Consider the following 14,366-nt stretch of genomic DNA (forward strand, 5'->3'; position numbering starts at 1 on the left):
TAATCATTAAAAGTAGAATGCAACAAAAACTTTTGTTGACTCCCTTTAATCGAGCTTCTCTCCTTGGAACACACCTGTCCCATCAAGATACGTACGCAAGGCAGCGTACTGATCATTGTGCCAAAACGCTTCTGAATCTACTAGTATCGCCGCATCTTGCCTTGCTGTTTCTAACGCTCGATAATCATGTACCATGTCAGCAACCTTAAATTCTGGTAAGCCACTTTGCTTACTCCCAAAGAAATCTCCAGGACCTCGTAATTCTAAATCTTTTTCTGACAATACAAATCCATCATTTGTTTCAGTCATTATGCGCATTCTTTCTTTCCCTGTTTCTGATTTAGGGTCTGCTATTAATAAACAATATGATTGCTCACTACCACGGCCGACACGCCCTCTAAGCTGATGAAGCTGCGATAAACCGAAACGTTCTGCATCATAAATAACCATTACAGTCGCATTCGGTACGTTCACACCTACTTCAACAACTGTTGTCGATACAAGAATTTGCACTTTATTTTCACTAAACTGTCCCATTATCTCTTCTTTTTCCTGAGACGATAATCTCCCATGCATCAATCCAACTTGGCATTTCCCTTGGTAATGATGCGTCAGCATACTATGTAAGTCGATAGCATTTTGCACATCAAGTTTCTCAGATTCTTCAATTAGAGGACAAATAACGTATGCCTGTCTTCCTTTTTTTATCTCCTTTTCAACAAAACCGAGAACGCGATCTAACATATCATGTTTTGCCCAATATGTTTCAATCACCTTTCTACCTGCTGGCATCTCATCGATTATCGAAACATCCATCTCTCCAAATGCAGTAATTGCAAGCGTACGCGGAATTGGTGTCGCTGTCATAAATAATACATCTGGACTTTCACCTTTCTCCCGTAAAACTCGGCGCTGCGCTACACCAAATCGATGCTGTTCATCTGTAATAACGAGACCCAACCTATGAAATATAACTTCATCTTGAATTAAGGCATGCGTTCCAACAAGAATATCTATTTCTCCTTGTTCTAACTTCGCTAAAATTTCTCGACGTCTCGCACCTTTAACAGAACTTGTTAACAGTTCCACCTTCATACCAAAATGCGAAAACGTTTCAGCAAGCGACTGATAATGTTGCTCAGCTAAAATTTCTGTAGGAACCATTAAAGCACCTTGATAATGAGCTAATTTCGATGCATAAAGGCCAATCGCAGCAACAACTGTTTTCCCAGAACCAACGTCACCTTGCAATAGTCGGTTCATCCGATAAGGAGATGTCATATCTTTCAAAATTTCATCTACAACTCGGCGCTGCGCACCCGTTAATGGAAACGGCAGTGCATCGATAAATTCTTGTAATTCTACTGACGGAATCTCTTTCTTCGTCCCTTTTGAATTTTCCCTCTCCATTTTCCGGAGCGTTTGCATTTTCAGCTGAAATAAGAAAAATTCTTCATATACAAAACGGCGACGCGCTTGCTTCAAATCTTCCTGTCCTACCGGAAAATGCAATGCCCTAAGCGCTTCATATCTTGGTAATAATTTATATCGCCCTAACAAACCATCCGGTAACACTTCGACTATAGAATCTCCATATTCCTTTAACGCTTGAGCAATAAAACGACGCATCTGTTTTACTGTAAGTTTCCCCTTTACTGAATAAACAGGTTCCACTTCTTGTTGACGTACAACCGGCCCAAAATGAAGTTCTGATACAGCAATTGTTTGACGATGTTGATCCCATTTACCAGTAATCGTTACCGTTTCATCTAACTTTAATTTTTGCTTATAGTAAGGCCTATTAAAACATACCGCCGTAATTAAATAACGACCGACGAGAACACGAACTGTTAAACGCGATTTCTTCTTACCATAATATTGCAGCAAAGGAGCACTATGAATCTTCCCTTCAACCGTTACACGTTCATCATGCTTTACTTCAGCAAGATCTTTCATCGCATAATCTTCATAACGGTATGGAAAATGTTCTAATAGATGAGAAACTGTATAAATACCCATCTCATGTAGTAACTCAGATGTTTCTCCTCCGATCCCCTTTACATCCGTAACAGGAACTTGTACAACATCATTCAAGATTCTCACACCCCGTCACATTATTTTCTTTATTGCATTTTATTTGAGTACCAATTAGCATCTGTAATCGCTCTCTTTCACCTTATATATTCTATCATAGGCATTCTAAGAGAAACTACTCAAATCCCTTATATAAAACAAGTAAAAAAGAGCCTCACTATTAGCAGCAAGGCTCTTTTCTCTCTTCAATATGCTAGCCTTTTGAATAAAAACTAGTAATAAACTTCATATTACTACTTCTTATCCATTAGCAAGTAAGTAATCCATTTATTTTCAAAACGAATCTTATCTTATTCTACAGAGAAGATGAAAGAATACACTGGTTGGTTTCCAGCATGCACTTCTACTTCTGCATCTTCAAATTTCTCTTCTACAAATTCAACTAACTCCGCTACTTCTTCGTCAGTTGCATCTTCACCTTGTAGAATCGTTACGATTTCAGAATCTTCATCAATAAGCGCTTCTAGTAATTGCTTCGCAGCTCCTACTTTTTCAGCATTTGTAGATACAATTTTCCCATCTGCAATACACATGAAATCATCTTTTTGAATTGCTACACCATCAATTTCCGTATCACGTACAGCATACGTAATTTGACCTGTTTTCACATGAGATAAAGCTTCTTGCATGTTTTCTTCATTCTCTTCTAACGTTCCAACTGGGTTAAATGCTAACATTGCTGCCATACCTTGAGGAACTGTTTTCGAACGAACAACAATAACTTCTTGATCTACAACTGATGCCGCTTGTTCTGCTGCCATTACAATATTTCCGTTATTCGGTAAAATAATGATTTTTTCAGCATTTGCTTCTTCAATTGCCTTCACGATATCCTCCGTACTTGGATTCATCGTTTGACCACCTTCGATAACTTTCGTTGCGCCGATGCTCTCAAATAAAGTTTTAATACCAGACCCCATAGCTACAGTTACGATACCATATGGTTGTTTTTCTTTCGATTGAGCTGGTTGTTCAGGAACCATAGTAGGTTCATCTAATAAAGCAGTATGCTGTTCACGCATATTTTCTACTTTAATCTTAATTAAACTACCGTATTTTTGCCCGTAGTTCATAGCGTCTCCAGGATGTTCTGCATGGATATGAACTTTTACAATTTCATCATCAGACACAACTAGTAGAGAATCACCATATACACTAATATCTTCACGGAATTTTTGTTCAGAGAAATTATGCTCTTTCACCTTTTCAGCCTCTAATTTCACCATGAATTCCGTACAATATCCATACTTAATATCTTCTGTACTCAATTGGCTTTGTACACTACGGTGATGTTCTGCGCGTACCATTTCATTCATAGATGGTTGCGTCGGTGCATCAGAAGAAATCGTTTCTCCTTTTAAGTCAGCTAAAAATCCTTCGTATACCACTACAAGACCTTTACCACCGCTATCTACAACGCCAACTTGTTTTAATACAGGTAATAAATCTGGCGTACGATTTAACGATGCGTTTGCTTCTTTCACAACGTCTTCCATAAACAAAACAAAGTCGCGCTGTTTTTTCGCAACTGTTACTGCATATTTACCCGTTTCTCTTGCAACCGTTAAAATCGTTCCTTCAATCGGTTTCATAACCGCTTTATAAGCCGCCTCTACTCCAGCTTCTAGTGCTGCAGCAAAATCAACTGTTGTTAATTCTTCTTTTTGTTCAATGGATTTAGAGAAACCACGGAACAACTGAGATAAAATAACTCCAGAGTTACCACGAGCTCCCATTAATAATCCTTTGGCTAAACTTACGCCGACTTTACCAGCATGCTGTGAAGGGTTTGCTTTCACTTCACGCGCACCTGAAGTCATAGATAAGTTCATGTTTGTACCGGTATCGCCATCTGGAACTGGAAATACGTTTAATGCATCAACAAGCTGAACATTGTTTGTTAAATTATTCGCTCCTTGCATGATCATTTGTGATAAACGTTTTCCATCAATTTTTTGAATTGACACAGATTTTCCTCCTTAATGCACATTACAAGTTTATTACTTTAACTCCTTGTACGTAGATGTTTACAGAATCTACTGCTAGTCCTACAGTTTGATCTAATGTATATTTCACTTTCGTCTGCACATTATGTGCCACTTCTGAAATTTTCGTACCATAGCTCACAATAATATACATATCAATATGTACTTCATCTTCATCTTTACGAACAATAACACCTCTAGTGAAGTTTTCTTTTCGTAAAATGTCTGTTAATCCATCTTTTAACTGATTTTTTGATGCCATACCTACGATACCGTAGCAATCTACCGCGGCACCTCCAGCAATTGTTGCAATTACATCTGTACTAATATCAATTTGACCGTACTTCGTTTTAATTTCAATTGACATCTCGTTTCCCCCTTCATAAATGGTGAAAGTGAGCTAGACTACTTTAGTTACTATCATATAATCTTTTTAAAGAAAATTCCATCGTTCTTTCTTTTCACTCTCATATTTTATGTTTTAAATTACACTTTTTTATGATGAGCAAAATAGTCCATTGTTATTATACAACATGTACCACTATAATATGTCAAGCAATTTTTATGGATTTCAACTTTTCTTCATTGACATATAGTGTCAAGTAAATTTTCTTGATTTCTTTTTTCTACGGTGTTGCATTCTCTTTTTAGTTGTGTTAAATTATAGTAGTGTTTTTAGCATCGCATAAAAGACTAACATTGAAAAATTACGTATGGTAAGGTATCAAGGGAGGGAAATATAAATGGCTCGTGTTTGTGCTATTACTGGAAGAAAAGCTCGTTCTGGTAACTCTCGTTCTCACGCAATGAACGCTACAAAACGTAAATGGGGCGCTAACCTTCAAAAAGTTCGCGTACGCATCGACGGAAAAGTTCAACGTGTTTACGTTTCTGCTAGAGCATTAAAATCTGGCAAAATCGAACGTGTTTAATAATAAAAAAAAGAGCCGATAGGCTCTTTTTTTACTATAACAATGGAAAAAGCACCGGTGATAGGTGCTTTTTTTAATCTTTTTTGAAGGTATTTAACATTGCACGAACTATTCCACCAAGAAATTTAGGTAACTTAATTGTATAAAATCTCATGGTTTCCCTCCTAATCCCCATTACTCCACTTGGTCACTATATGATGTAAGGAGCAAAATTGTTTCTTCAATCAGTGCTTCTTATCAACATTAATATGCCAGAAGTAAATGAAAAAGTACCTTTTTCCTCAACGAGTTCGTTACTAATACAAAGTGTTGATCCCCACTCTATTGTTTTATTAGTAAGAGGGTACTTAAAACCAAACAATGTAATCCCTTCCACTATTTCAGTAACTGGTACAAAAGATACATAAGGAAAATTTTTATTTTCTTCAATTATATGTGTACCCATTTTTTTAACTGTTATTTCATTTTTATTGTCCACAATACACATTTCTATCTCTACTTCTAACCCTTTTAAAAGCATCTGTATATTTGCCAAACCGTGATCAAGCCTTCCACCAGTAGCACCAAAAATACGAATTAGTGCCGGCTTCTGTTCTAATGCCCAGTTGATTGCAATTTCTAAATCCGTTTGATCTTTTTCCCGCGGAACAATATGTAATTCGTTCGTTTGCTGTCCCATCCATACTAATTCTTCTTCAGTAACTGAATCGTAATCTCCAAACGCAACAGCCGGGGTAATCCCTTTCTTTAATAGACGGTATACTCCCCTATCAACCGCTGCCCACACTACTTCCTCATTCTCGTATCGAGCAAAATCTGCGCAATATTCCGAAGGTCCTCCTGCCAAAATATGAATAATCATTTTTTCTTCTCCTCCCATTGTAAAAAGGCAATCTGCCATTCGGTAGATTGCCTTTTTACATATTTTTATCCTATCCTATAAATGCCTTACTAGGATAAAAGTTCATCACTACCCACGAATTACGCGAATTGCTTCACCGCGGTCTTTTTGATTGTATACTGCTGACCCAGCTACAAGTACATTTGCTCCTGCTTCCACACAAAGTCTTGCTGTTTCAGCATTTACACCACCATCAACTTCAATTTCCACTTCTAGATTGCGCTCTTTCACCATGTCTGCAACTTGTTTAATTTTCGGTAATACAGAATGGATAAACTTCTGTCCACCAAATCCAGGGTTTACTGTCATAAGTAATACCATATCTATATCTTCTAATACATGCTCAATCACTGAAACTGGCGTATGTGGATTTAATACAACGCCCGCTTTAATACCATGAGATTTAATTAACTGAATTGTACGATGTAGATGCGGACACGCCTCTACGTGAACAGTAATAATATCCGCTCCCGCTTGTGCAAAAGTCGGGATATAGTTATCAGGATTTTCAATCATTAAATGTACATCTAATGGTAATGATGTAATCGGACGGATTGCTTCTACAATTAACGGTCCAATCGTAATATTTGGTACGAAATGTCCATCCATTACGTCAACGTGAATGTAATCCGCTCCGCCCTTTTCTACATCTTTAATCTCTTCCCCTAATTTTGAAAAATCTGCTGATAAAATCGATGGTGCAATTTTAATCATAACTAATACCTCGGCTTTCTCTCTCTAATTTCTTCTACGAATTGTTTATAGTTCTTATAGCGATATTCTGTAATCTTCCCTTCTTCAACCGCAGCTTTCACCGCACATTTCGGTTCAGAAAGATGTGTACACCCTCTAAATTTACAGTATTGGCTCGCTTCTTTCAACTCTGGAAAACAATATGTAAGATCTTCTACTTCTATATCAATGAAATCTAGTGAACTAAAACCCGGTGTATCTGCTACTAGTCCACTCCCAATTGCAATTAATTCTACGTGTCTTGTCGTATGCTTCCCGCGTCCTAAATGGGAAGAAATATCATTTGTTTTCAGCTCTAATTCTGGACGTAGCACATTAAGCATTGAAGATTTCCCAACACCAGATTGGCCCGCAACGACAGAAACACAATTTTCTAAGTATGGTTTTAATATATCAATACTTTCTGACGTATTAATAGAAGTAAATAAAACATCATAACCCATCTCACGATAATCATTCGCATAAGCTTCAACAGTTGCTTTCATCTTTTCATCTACTAAATCCATCTTGCTAATACAAATAATTGGCTTAATGTTATGATATTCAATCAGCACTAAAAATCGATCTAACAGTCCAGGATTAAAATCTGGTTCTACTGCAGAGAACACAAGGATCGCTTGATCGACATTAGCAATAGGAGGTCTAACAAGTTCATTTTTTCGATCAAACACTTCAAGCACATAACCTTCAGTTGGATTATCTGCCTGAAAAACAACTTGGTCTCCTACAAGTGGTGTAATTTTATTTTTTCTAAATACACCTCGCCCACGACATTGCGTAACCCCTTCTTCATGCTGCACGTAATAAAACCCACTTAAAGCTTTTATAATTTTTCCTTCTGGCATAGAATTCTCCTTTTTTGTATAAGGTGATGCTGAATTTAAAAATGAATGGATTTAAATTTTCCAAATAACGATTTCAAAACCTACCATATATACTTTCGCTAATATACATTGAATTTCCCATTAAATGCAAAAAAATATTTACAGCTGCATCACTTTACTAGCTTTTTGAATCATATATTTTTGCCTGCTATACCGTCCACTTTGTAGACAGCATAACAGGCAATAATAATAAGTAGACTTTCACTATTATTGAGTTGGATATGGTACTTCTTTATCAATAATCGTTACTCCATCCCGTACAATTTTATAGTGTCCCTTTGAACCTTCTTGAATTACAAATTCTAAAGAAATAGTCGCTGATTCAGTAATTGTTCTCGTTTCAACCGGTCTATCCATTTTTTGCTGCATGTCTTCTTTATAAATTTCTATTGTTTGCGGCTTTTTTTCACCTGTTACAGCAGGCTCATATGGGATAGAGATATTGTCCACTTTTACCGTTTTAGTCACTTTAGGCTTTTGACCATCAGAGATAATAATAGTTACTTTATCTCCCTCTTTTAATGGTGTACCTGGTTTTGGAAATTGCGAAATTACAAGTCCTTTTTCGACTGTATCTGAATACTCTCGTTTTATATCTGACGTTAGTTTTCTCTCATTCAAATAACCAGTTACACTATTTTCAGTCCACCCCGAAAAGTCACCTGGTCTAATTTGATAAGGCCCTTTACTTACCCAGATTTTCAGTTCTTGCTCCGCTTCTATAACCATCTGATCAGGCGTCGGAATTTGTTCTACAATTTCACCTTTCGGCTTATCATTTTCAATATAATTTACCGTAACTTGTTTATATTTTTCTTCTAACTCAGCTTTTACACTCTCAAAGTTTTGACCTGTGAAATTTGCCATCTTACTTTTCTTTTTTCCACCTGATTGATAGATAGTAATTTTAGCGTTTTCTTTTACGACTCTTCCTGCTACAGGGTCCGTTTTTATTACATCCCCAACTTCAACATCATCTGTATATACAATATTAGGCTCCGTCACCTCAAAGCCCTTTTCTACTAATGTATTTACAGCTGTCGTGTATTTCATACCAGCCACATCAGGAACTTTCACATCTTTCGGAATAAATAATCCTGGAATAACCGTAAGTGCTAATGTTATTCCTATTGCTAAAAATAAAAATGTTGAAATTAAAACTTTAAGCCACTTGCTACTCCGTTTTTTCTTCTTATCTAACTCAGCTGCTTCTGCTCTTATCGGTTCTTCCATCTTACTCCCTTTTAAAACAATCGTTTCATCACTTACATTTTCAAATAATTGTTCTTGTTGAATAATCGGAATCGCTTTTGTCGCTTCCATATCTTCCGGTATGTAAAATGGTTGCTCATTTATCCTCTCTGGATATAGCGCAGTTTCAATATCTCGCTTCATCGCATTAGCAGATTGATATCGGTGAAACGGATCTTTTGCAGTTGCCTTTAATATAATATTTTCAACACTTTGCGGAATATTTTCATTCCATCTTTTTGGTGATGGGATTTCACTTTGTAAATGTTTTAAAGCTATGGCAACAGCAGATTCGCCAGAAAACGGTTGTCTTCCTGTTAACAATTCAAACATAACTATCCCAAGAGAATAGATATCTGATTGTTTATTTGCTATCCCACCACGTGCCTGTTCTGGTGATAAATAATGGACTGAACCGAGCACTGAATTTGTATGTGTAATTGTTGTTGCACTTGTAGCTGTCGCAATTCCAAAATCTGTTACTTTTATTATTCCATCAGCTCGAATTAAAATATTGTGCGGCTTTATATCACGATGCACAATTTCAAAATGATGGGCATGTGCCATAGCGGATGTTAACTGCTCCATAATATCAAGAGCTTCTCCTATAGGTAACATCCCTCGCTCAATTATGTATTGCTTCAATGTTTGCCCTGGTACATATTCCATGACAAGATAGTATATACCATCTTCTTCTCCGACATCATACATATTCACAATATTTGGATGCGACAACGTTGTAACAGACTGCGCTTCTCGATGGAAACGTTTAATAAACTCTTCGTTATTTGAGTAGTCGAGTCTTAATATTTTTACCGCTACATCTCGGCCAAGTATATCATCATGAGCTAAATATACATTGGCCATTCCGCCACCACCAATCATTTTCAGCAGCTTATAACGGTCATTTAAGCGTTTTCCAATCAGCACGTTGCACTTCACCTACTTTCGTTTGTCGAACCCGCATAATCAATAAGAACAAGTGTGATATTATCTTCTCCACCGCGATCATTTGCCAATTGAATGAGACGCTGCCCTTTACCTTCAAGCTGTTCATTTAACTGTAAAATTTGTCGCATATCATCAATAGAAACTTTGTTTGATAATCCATCAGAGCAAAGAAGTAATTGATCATCTTCCTCAATCACCAACGTTTTAACATCTAACCCAACTTTTTCTTCTGTTCCTAATGCTCTTAATAACACATTCTTTTTCGGATGATACTCTGCGTCTTCCTTTGAAATTTCACCATGTTTCACAAGCTCATTTACAAGTGAATGATCTTCCGTTACTAGCGTCATTTCTCCTTCTGATACCATATAGCAACGACTATCTCCTATATGCCCTATTGTCACAAAGCTTGGTGTACAAACAGCTATTATAAGCGTTGTTCCCATACCATTACATTCTGCATTTTGCTGAGCGTATTCATATATACGCTCATTAATAATCCCAACACTAGTATGTAACCATTGTTCTACTTTTTTCGGCTCATTCATATTATGTGTTTGCTTCCAATAATCATGGAATAATTGAATGGCCATCGAGCTAGCTACATCACCAGCTCGATGACCTCCCATTCCATCTGCTACTACCGCTAATACATTTCCATCTAAATTGTGAAAAACTCCTGCACTATCTTCATTATGTTGACGAACTTTTCCTTTATCCGATAGAAATACGGCTTTCATCTCGTCACCTCGTCTCTTCTTTGCGCTCCTTCGCACGCAACTGACCGCAGGCTGCATCAATATCATGACCTTGTTCACGGCGAATCGTTACATTCACTCCACGATCTTTTAACGTTTTCTCGAACAAGAAAATTTGTTCACGTGGCGTACGTACATAATCACGTTCAGGTACGTAGTTTACCGGAATCAAGTTCACATGACATTTTACACCTTTTAAGAGCGCAGCAAGCTCTTCAGCATGCTCTACTTGGTCATTTTCTCCTCCAAATAATCCATATTCAAAAGTAATACGACGCCCTGTTCTATTTACATAGTATTTAATAGCTTCCATTAAATCTGGTAATTTATAAGCACGGTTAATCGGCATTAATTTTGAACGTAATTCTGAGTTTGGAGCATGCAATGAAATCGCAAAATTAATTTGTAGATCTTCTTCAGCAAACTTATAAATTTTCGGGATAATTCCACTCGTCGAAACAGTCATATGTCTCGCACCAATATGAAGTCCTTTTTCATGGTTAATGATGCGTAAGAATCCCATTAAATTATCATAGTTATCAAATGGTTCTCCAATCCCCATAACAACAAGAGAACTTACACGTTCTTCTGTTTCATCAAGCGCGCGCTGAACTTCTACTACTTGCGCTACGATTTCTCCAGCTTCTAGGTTTCGCTTTAATCCACCAAGTGTCGAAGCACAGAACGTACACCCAATACGACAACCAACTTGCGTTGTTACACAAATGGAATTTCCATATTCGTGTCGCATTAATACCGTTTCAATAGAATATCCGTCATATAATTGGAATAAGAATTTAATTGTTCCATCCGAAGACGTTTGTTTTACTAACGTGTTTAAAGTAGTAATATCAAAGGAATTCGACAATTTATCACGCAATCCTTTAGAAAGGTTTGACATATCCTCATAATTTTTTACACGTTTTTTATATAACCAATCAAAAATTTGTCCAGCACGGAACTTCGGTTCTCCTTGTTCCTTTAACCAATCTTGCATTTCATGAAGTTGTAAAGAGTAAATTGATGGTTTCTTCGTTTCTAAATTTTTCTTTTGTTTTCTTACAGTCGTTTCCATGATGCTACACCTTCTTCCTTAAACAAGCAATATAAAAGCCATCCGTCGCAAAATAATGCGGTAAAATTTGTACTTGACCTTCATCAATATACGGAGTTAATTTTTCTGGCATACGCTCTTTAAGCGTAGTATCCCATTCAAATTCAGGATGTTCTTGTAAAAATTTCTCTATTACTTGTTCATTTTCTATTTTCTCAATTGTGCACGTACTATAAACAAGACGACCGCCTTGTTTTAATAATGGTGCTATTTTTTCTAGTATTGCAATTTGAATCGTCGATAATCTTTCACTATCGCCTTTATCTTTTCCTAACTTAATATCAGGTTTACGTCTAATTACACCAAATCCAGAACACGGTGCATCTACCAATATTTTATCAAACGTTTCATTTGCAAAGTGCTCTTGCACTTTTCTAGCATCTAGCGCTTTTGTTTCGACATTTTCTAGACCAAGTCGCTCTGCTTGCTGTTTAATTAAACGTACTTTGTGTGCATGTAAATCAAGGGACATGACCTTACCAGTTCCCTTTAATCGTTCCGCGATATGCGTTGTTTTTCCGCCTGGAGCAGCACAACTATCAAGAACTGCATCTCCCGTATTCGGTTCTAAAGCGCGTGCTACAAGCATAGAACTTTCATCTTGAATAGAAAGAAATCCTTTTTTAAACGCTTCTGTATGCGCTACATTTCCTCTTTCAATCTGAATTGCATCATCTGACAAGTCACCACGTTTTGCTTCTATACCTTCACTTGCCAACAACTCAATCGCTTCTTCTACCGTTACCTTATCAACATTCACACGCGCTGTTGGTACAGGTGGTAACATGTTTACTTCGCACATTTTCTCTGCAGTTTCTAAGCCATATGCAGAAGTCCACTCTTGTACAAGCCAAACTGGATGACTTGTTGTAATTGCAAGACGTTCTACTGGATCCTTGATTTCATCTACAGAAGGTACACCTTCTCTCTGAATCGAACGTAATACACCGTTCACCATACCAGCAATTCCTTTATGCCCGCGACGCTTTGCAATCTCAACCGCTTCATGAATAGCCGCTCTTTCTGGCACTCGGTCTAAATAAATCATTTGATATAAAGATAAGCGAAGCAATACTCTTACCCACGCCTCAACCTTCTTTTTTAAAAAAGGCTGTAAATAATAATCTAATGTGTCACGACGTTGAATCGTTCCATATACAATTTCAGTTAATAAACCAATATCTTTTCTATCAATTGTACTTTTTTCAATTAGATTATTTAAAAGTAAGTTGCTATATGCACCACTTTTTTCCACTTGAATTAAACCATCAAGAGCTAATTCACGAACATTTTGTCTCATGCATTTTCTCCTAACTTCGTTCCAATTTCAGGTTTTGTTCCACGTAAAAATTGTGAACAACTCATACGCTTTTTACCAGAAGGTTGCAATTCAGTAATTTTAACACCTGTTTCATTACTCGTTGCTACAACAAAACCATCTTCTTCGATTGCAACAATCGTACCTGCTTCAGCCGGTTCAGTTACAGGCACTTTTTCTCCCCACCATACTTTAACAACTTGTCCTGCTAAAGTTGTATAAGCAACTGGCCATGGATTCAATCCGCGAATGTGATTGTATACTTCTTCACCTGTTTTTGTCCAATCAATTTTCTCTTGCTCACGTTTTATATTGTACGCAAACGTTACTTCTTCTTCGTTTTGTTTAATCGGTTCTAACTTACCTTGGATTAATAAAGGTACTGTTTTAGATAGAAGGTGTGCTCCTGCTTCACTTAATTTATCAAATAATGAGCCTGTCGTTTCACGCTCTTCAATTTCAACTTCCACTTGCGTTAAGATATCACCAGCATCCAATTTTTCTACCATATACATAATTGTAATACCTGTTTTTTCTTTACCTTCCATAATTGCATAATGAATTGGTGCACCACCACGAAGTTCAGGAAGTAAAGACGCGTGAACATTAATACATCCATACTTCGGTGCTTCTAAAATTTCATTTGGTACAATCTGCCCAAATGCAGCTGTTACAATTAAATCTGGCTCTAATGCCAATACTTTTTCATATTCATCTTTTTCACGAATTTTTAACGGCTGTAACACAGGGATACCATGTTTTTCCGCTTCAACTTTAACAGGTGTAGGTGTTAATACTTTTTTTCTACCTACTGGACGATCAGGTTGCGTCACAACACCTACTACCTCATAGCCATCTTCAATAAGACGACGAAGCACCGGCACTGAAAAGTCCGGTGTTCCCATAAACACTACTTTTATCATTTAAAAACCGCTCCTTTTAACACCTATTCTAGTTCGTTTTCTTCATAATATCTTGTCACTTTCGATGTAAATAAAACACCGTGTAAATGATCGATTTCATGTTGAATTGCACGCGCTAAAAATCCTTCCGCTTCTAATAAGAATACTTTCCCACGGCGATTTTGTGCTCTTACTTTAATATAATCGGCACGTTCTACTTCACCATAAAGTCCCGGGAAGCTTAAACAGCCTTCGGGACCTACTTGTTCACCACGTTTTTCTAATATTGATGGATTGATTAACTCGATTTTCCCAGTATCATCATCGACATCAACAACCGCTACTTGCAAGCTTACACCTACTTGAGGCGCAGCTAAACCGACTCCGTCCGCAATTAACATTGTTTCATGCATATCTTTCAACAATTTCACTAACTTTTTATCAAAGTTAATTACTCTTTCGCATGGTGTTTCTAACACTTCATTTGGATGCTTTATTATTTCTAAAACTGCCATATTTCCCT

General features: G+C 37.0%; 14 protein-coding genes. 1 reads left to right on the forward strand and 13 read right to left on the reverse strand.

Features of this window, described 5'->3' with window-relative positions; translation table 11 throughout:
- Window positions 1-45: 45 nt before the first annotated feature.
- From recG to BHV55_RS19325, 3 genes are all read right to left on the reverse strand, one after another.
- Entirely contained in the window at window positions 46-2,094 is a 2,049-nt protein-coding gene (gene recG, locus BHV55_RS19315; protein ID WP_001000813.1) for an ATP-dependent DNA helicase RecG, read from the reverse strand.
- Window positions 2,095-2,384: 290 nt separating this feature from the next.
- Window positions 2,385-4,061, reverse strand: coding sequence for a DAK2 domain-containing protein (locus BHV55_RS19320; protein WP_000027129.1), 1,677 nt, complete (start codon window positions 4,059-4,061; stop codon window positions 2,385-2,387).
- A 22-nt stretch (window positions 4,062-4,083) separates the two neighbouring features.
- Window positions 4,084-4,446, reverse strand: a complete 363-nt coding sequence (locus BHV55_RS19325; protein WP_000021109.1) for an Asp23/Gls24 family envelope stress response protein — start codon at window positions 4,444-4,446, stop codon at window positions 4,084-4,086.
- Between the two features lie 376 nt (window positions 4,447-4,822).
- On the opposite strand from BHV55_RS19325, the gene rpmB reads away from it, so the two are divergent.
- A complete protein-coding gene (rpmB, locus tag BHV55_RS19330; protein WP_000124776.1) occupies window positions 4,823-5,011 on the forward strand; it encodes a 50S ribosomal protein L28 in 189 nt (62 codons plus the stop codon).
- Between the two features lie 73 nt (window positions 5,012-5,084).
- On the opposite strand, the gene spoVM is transcribed toward rpmB, so the two are convergent.
- The 10 genes from spoVM to def form a co-directional block, all read right to left on the reverse strand.
- The gene (spoVM, locus tag BHV55_RS19335; RefSeq protein WP_001213599.1) at window positions 5,085-5,165 is read right to left on the reverse strand and encodes a stage V sporulation protein SpoVM; all 81 of its coding nucleotides are present in this window, start codon (window positions 5,163-5,165) and stop codon (window positions 5,085-5,087) included.
- Between the two features lie 66 nt (window positions 5,166-5,231).
- A complete protein-coding gene (locus tag BHV55_RS19340) occupies window positions 5,232-5,912 on the reverse strand; it encodes a thiamine diphosphokinase (RefSeq protein ID WP_002062149.1) in 681 nt (226 codons plus the stop codon).
- Between the two features lie 69 nt (window positions 5,913-5,981).
- Complete coding sequence (gene rpe, locus BHV55_RS19345; RefSeq protein ID WP_000589974.1) at window positions 5,982-6,626, reverse strand: ribulose-phosphate 3-epimerase; 645 nt, start codon at window positions 6,624-6,626, stop codon at window positions 5,982-5,984.
- 2 nt (window positions 6,627-6,628) lie between these two features.
- Window positions 6,629-7,510 carry a ribosome small subunit-dependent GTPase A gene (gene rsgA, locus BHV55_RS19350; RefSeq protein WP_001113932.1) on the reverse strand — a complete coding sequence of 294 codons (882 nt, stop codon included), beginning with the start codon at window positions 7,508-7,510 and terminating at the stop codon, window positions 6,629-6,631.
- Between the two features lie 246 nt (window positions 7,511-7,756).
- Window positions 7,757-9,730: a Stk1 family PASTA domain-containing Ser/Thr kinase gene (gene pknB / locus BHV55_RS19355; RefSeq protein ID WP_058840176.1), complete on the reverse strand. Its 1,974-nt coding sequence runs from the start codon at window positions 9,728-9,730 to the stop codon at window positions 7,757-7,759.
- A gap of 8 nt (window positions 9,731-9,738) precedes the next feature.
- Window positions 9,739-10,491, reverse strand: a complete 753-nt coding sequence (locus tag BHV55_RS19360) for a Stp1/IreP family PP2C-type Ser/Thr phosphatase (protein ID WP_070756914.1) — start codon at window positions 10,489-10,491, stop codon at window positions 9,739-9,741.
- Between the two features lie 4 nt (window positions 10,492-10,495).
- Complete coding sequence (gene rlmN, locus BHV55_RS19365) at window positions 10,496-11,584, reverse strand: dual-specificity RNA methyltransferase RlmN (RefSeq protein WP_000450541.1); 1,089 nt, start codon at window positions 11,582-11,584, stop codon at window positions 10,496-10,498.
- A gap of 4 nt (window positions 11,585-11,588) precedes the next feature.
- A complete protein-coding gene (rsmB, locus tag BHV55_RS19370; protein ID WP_070756915.1) occupies window positions 11,589-12,923 on the reverse strand; it encodes a 16S rRNA (cytosine(967)-C(5))-methyltransferase RsmB in 1,335 nt (444 codons plus the stop codon).
- On the reverse strand, window positions 12,920-13,864 hold the full coding sequence (gene fmt, locus BHV55_RS19375) for a methionyl-tRNA formyltransferase (protein WP_000598805.1): 945 nt from the start codon (window positions 13,862-13,864) through the stop codon (window positions 12,920-12,922). Before fmt ends, rsmB begins: the two co-directional genes overlap by 4 nt.
- A 23-nt stretch (window positions 13,865-13,887) precedes the next feature.
- Window positions 13,888-14,358, reverse strand: coding sequence for a peptide deformylase (def, locus tag BHV55_RS19380; protein WP_000279455.1), 471 nt, complete (start codon window positions 14,356-14,358; stop codon window positions 13,888-13,890).
- Window positions 14,359-14,366 lie beyond the last annotated feature (8 nt).

The organism is Bacillus sp. RZ2MS9 (genome assembly GCF_001816185.2).
Taxonomy (GTDB): Bacteria; Bacillota; Bacilli; order Bacillales; family Bacillaceae_G; genus Bacillus_A; species Bacillus_A cereus.

Bases quoted from the DNA above. Each gene is read 5' to 3' on its own strand.
- BHV55_RS19325 (WP_000021109.1), bottom strand. From the start codon at position 4,446: ATGTCAATTGAAATTAAAACGAAGTACGGTCAAATTGATATTAGTACA.
- rpmB (WP_000124776.1), top strand. From the start codon at position 4,823: ATGGCTCGTGTTTGTGCTATTACTGGAAGAAAAGCTCGTTCTGGTAAC.
- spoVM (WP_001213599.1), bottom strand. From the start codon at position 5,165: ATGAGATTTTATACAATTAAGTTACCTAAATTTCTTGGTGGAATAGTT.
- BHV55_RS19340 (WP_002062149.1), bottom strand. From the start codon at position 5,912: ATGGCAGATTGCCTTTTTACAATGGGAGGAGAAGAAAAAATGATTATT.
- rpe (WP_000589974.1), bottom strand. From the start codon at position 6,626: ATGATTAAAATTGCACCATCGATTTTATCAGCAGATTTTTCAAAATTA.
- rsgA (WP_001113932.1), bottom strand. From the start codon at position 7,510: ATGCCAGAAGGAAAAATTATAAAAGCTTTAAGTGGGTTTTATTACGTG.
- BHV55_RS19360 (WP_070756914.1), bottom strand. From the start codon at position 10,491: ATGAAAGCCGTATTTCTATCGGATAAAGGAAAAGTTCGTCAACATAAT.
- rlmN (WP_000450541.1), bottom strand. From the start codon at position 11,584: ATGGAAACGACTGTAAGAAAACAAAAGAAAAATTTAGAAACGAAGAAA.
- rsmB (WP_070756915.1), bottom strand. From the start codon at position 12,923: ATGAGACAAAATGTTCGTGAATTAGCTCTTGATGGTTTAATTCAAGTG.
- fmt (WP_000598805.1), bottom strand. From the start codon at position 13,864: ATGATAAAAGTAGTGTTTATGGGAACACCGGACTTTTCAGTGCCGGTG.
- def (WP_000279455.1), bottom strand. From the start codon at position 14,358: ATGGCAGTTTTAGAAATAATAAAGCATCCAAATGAAGTGTTAGAAACA.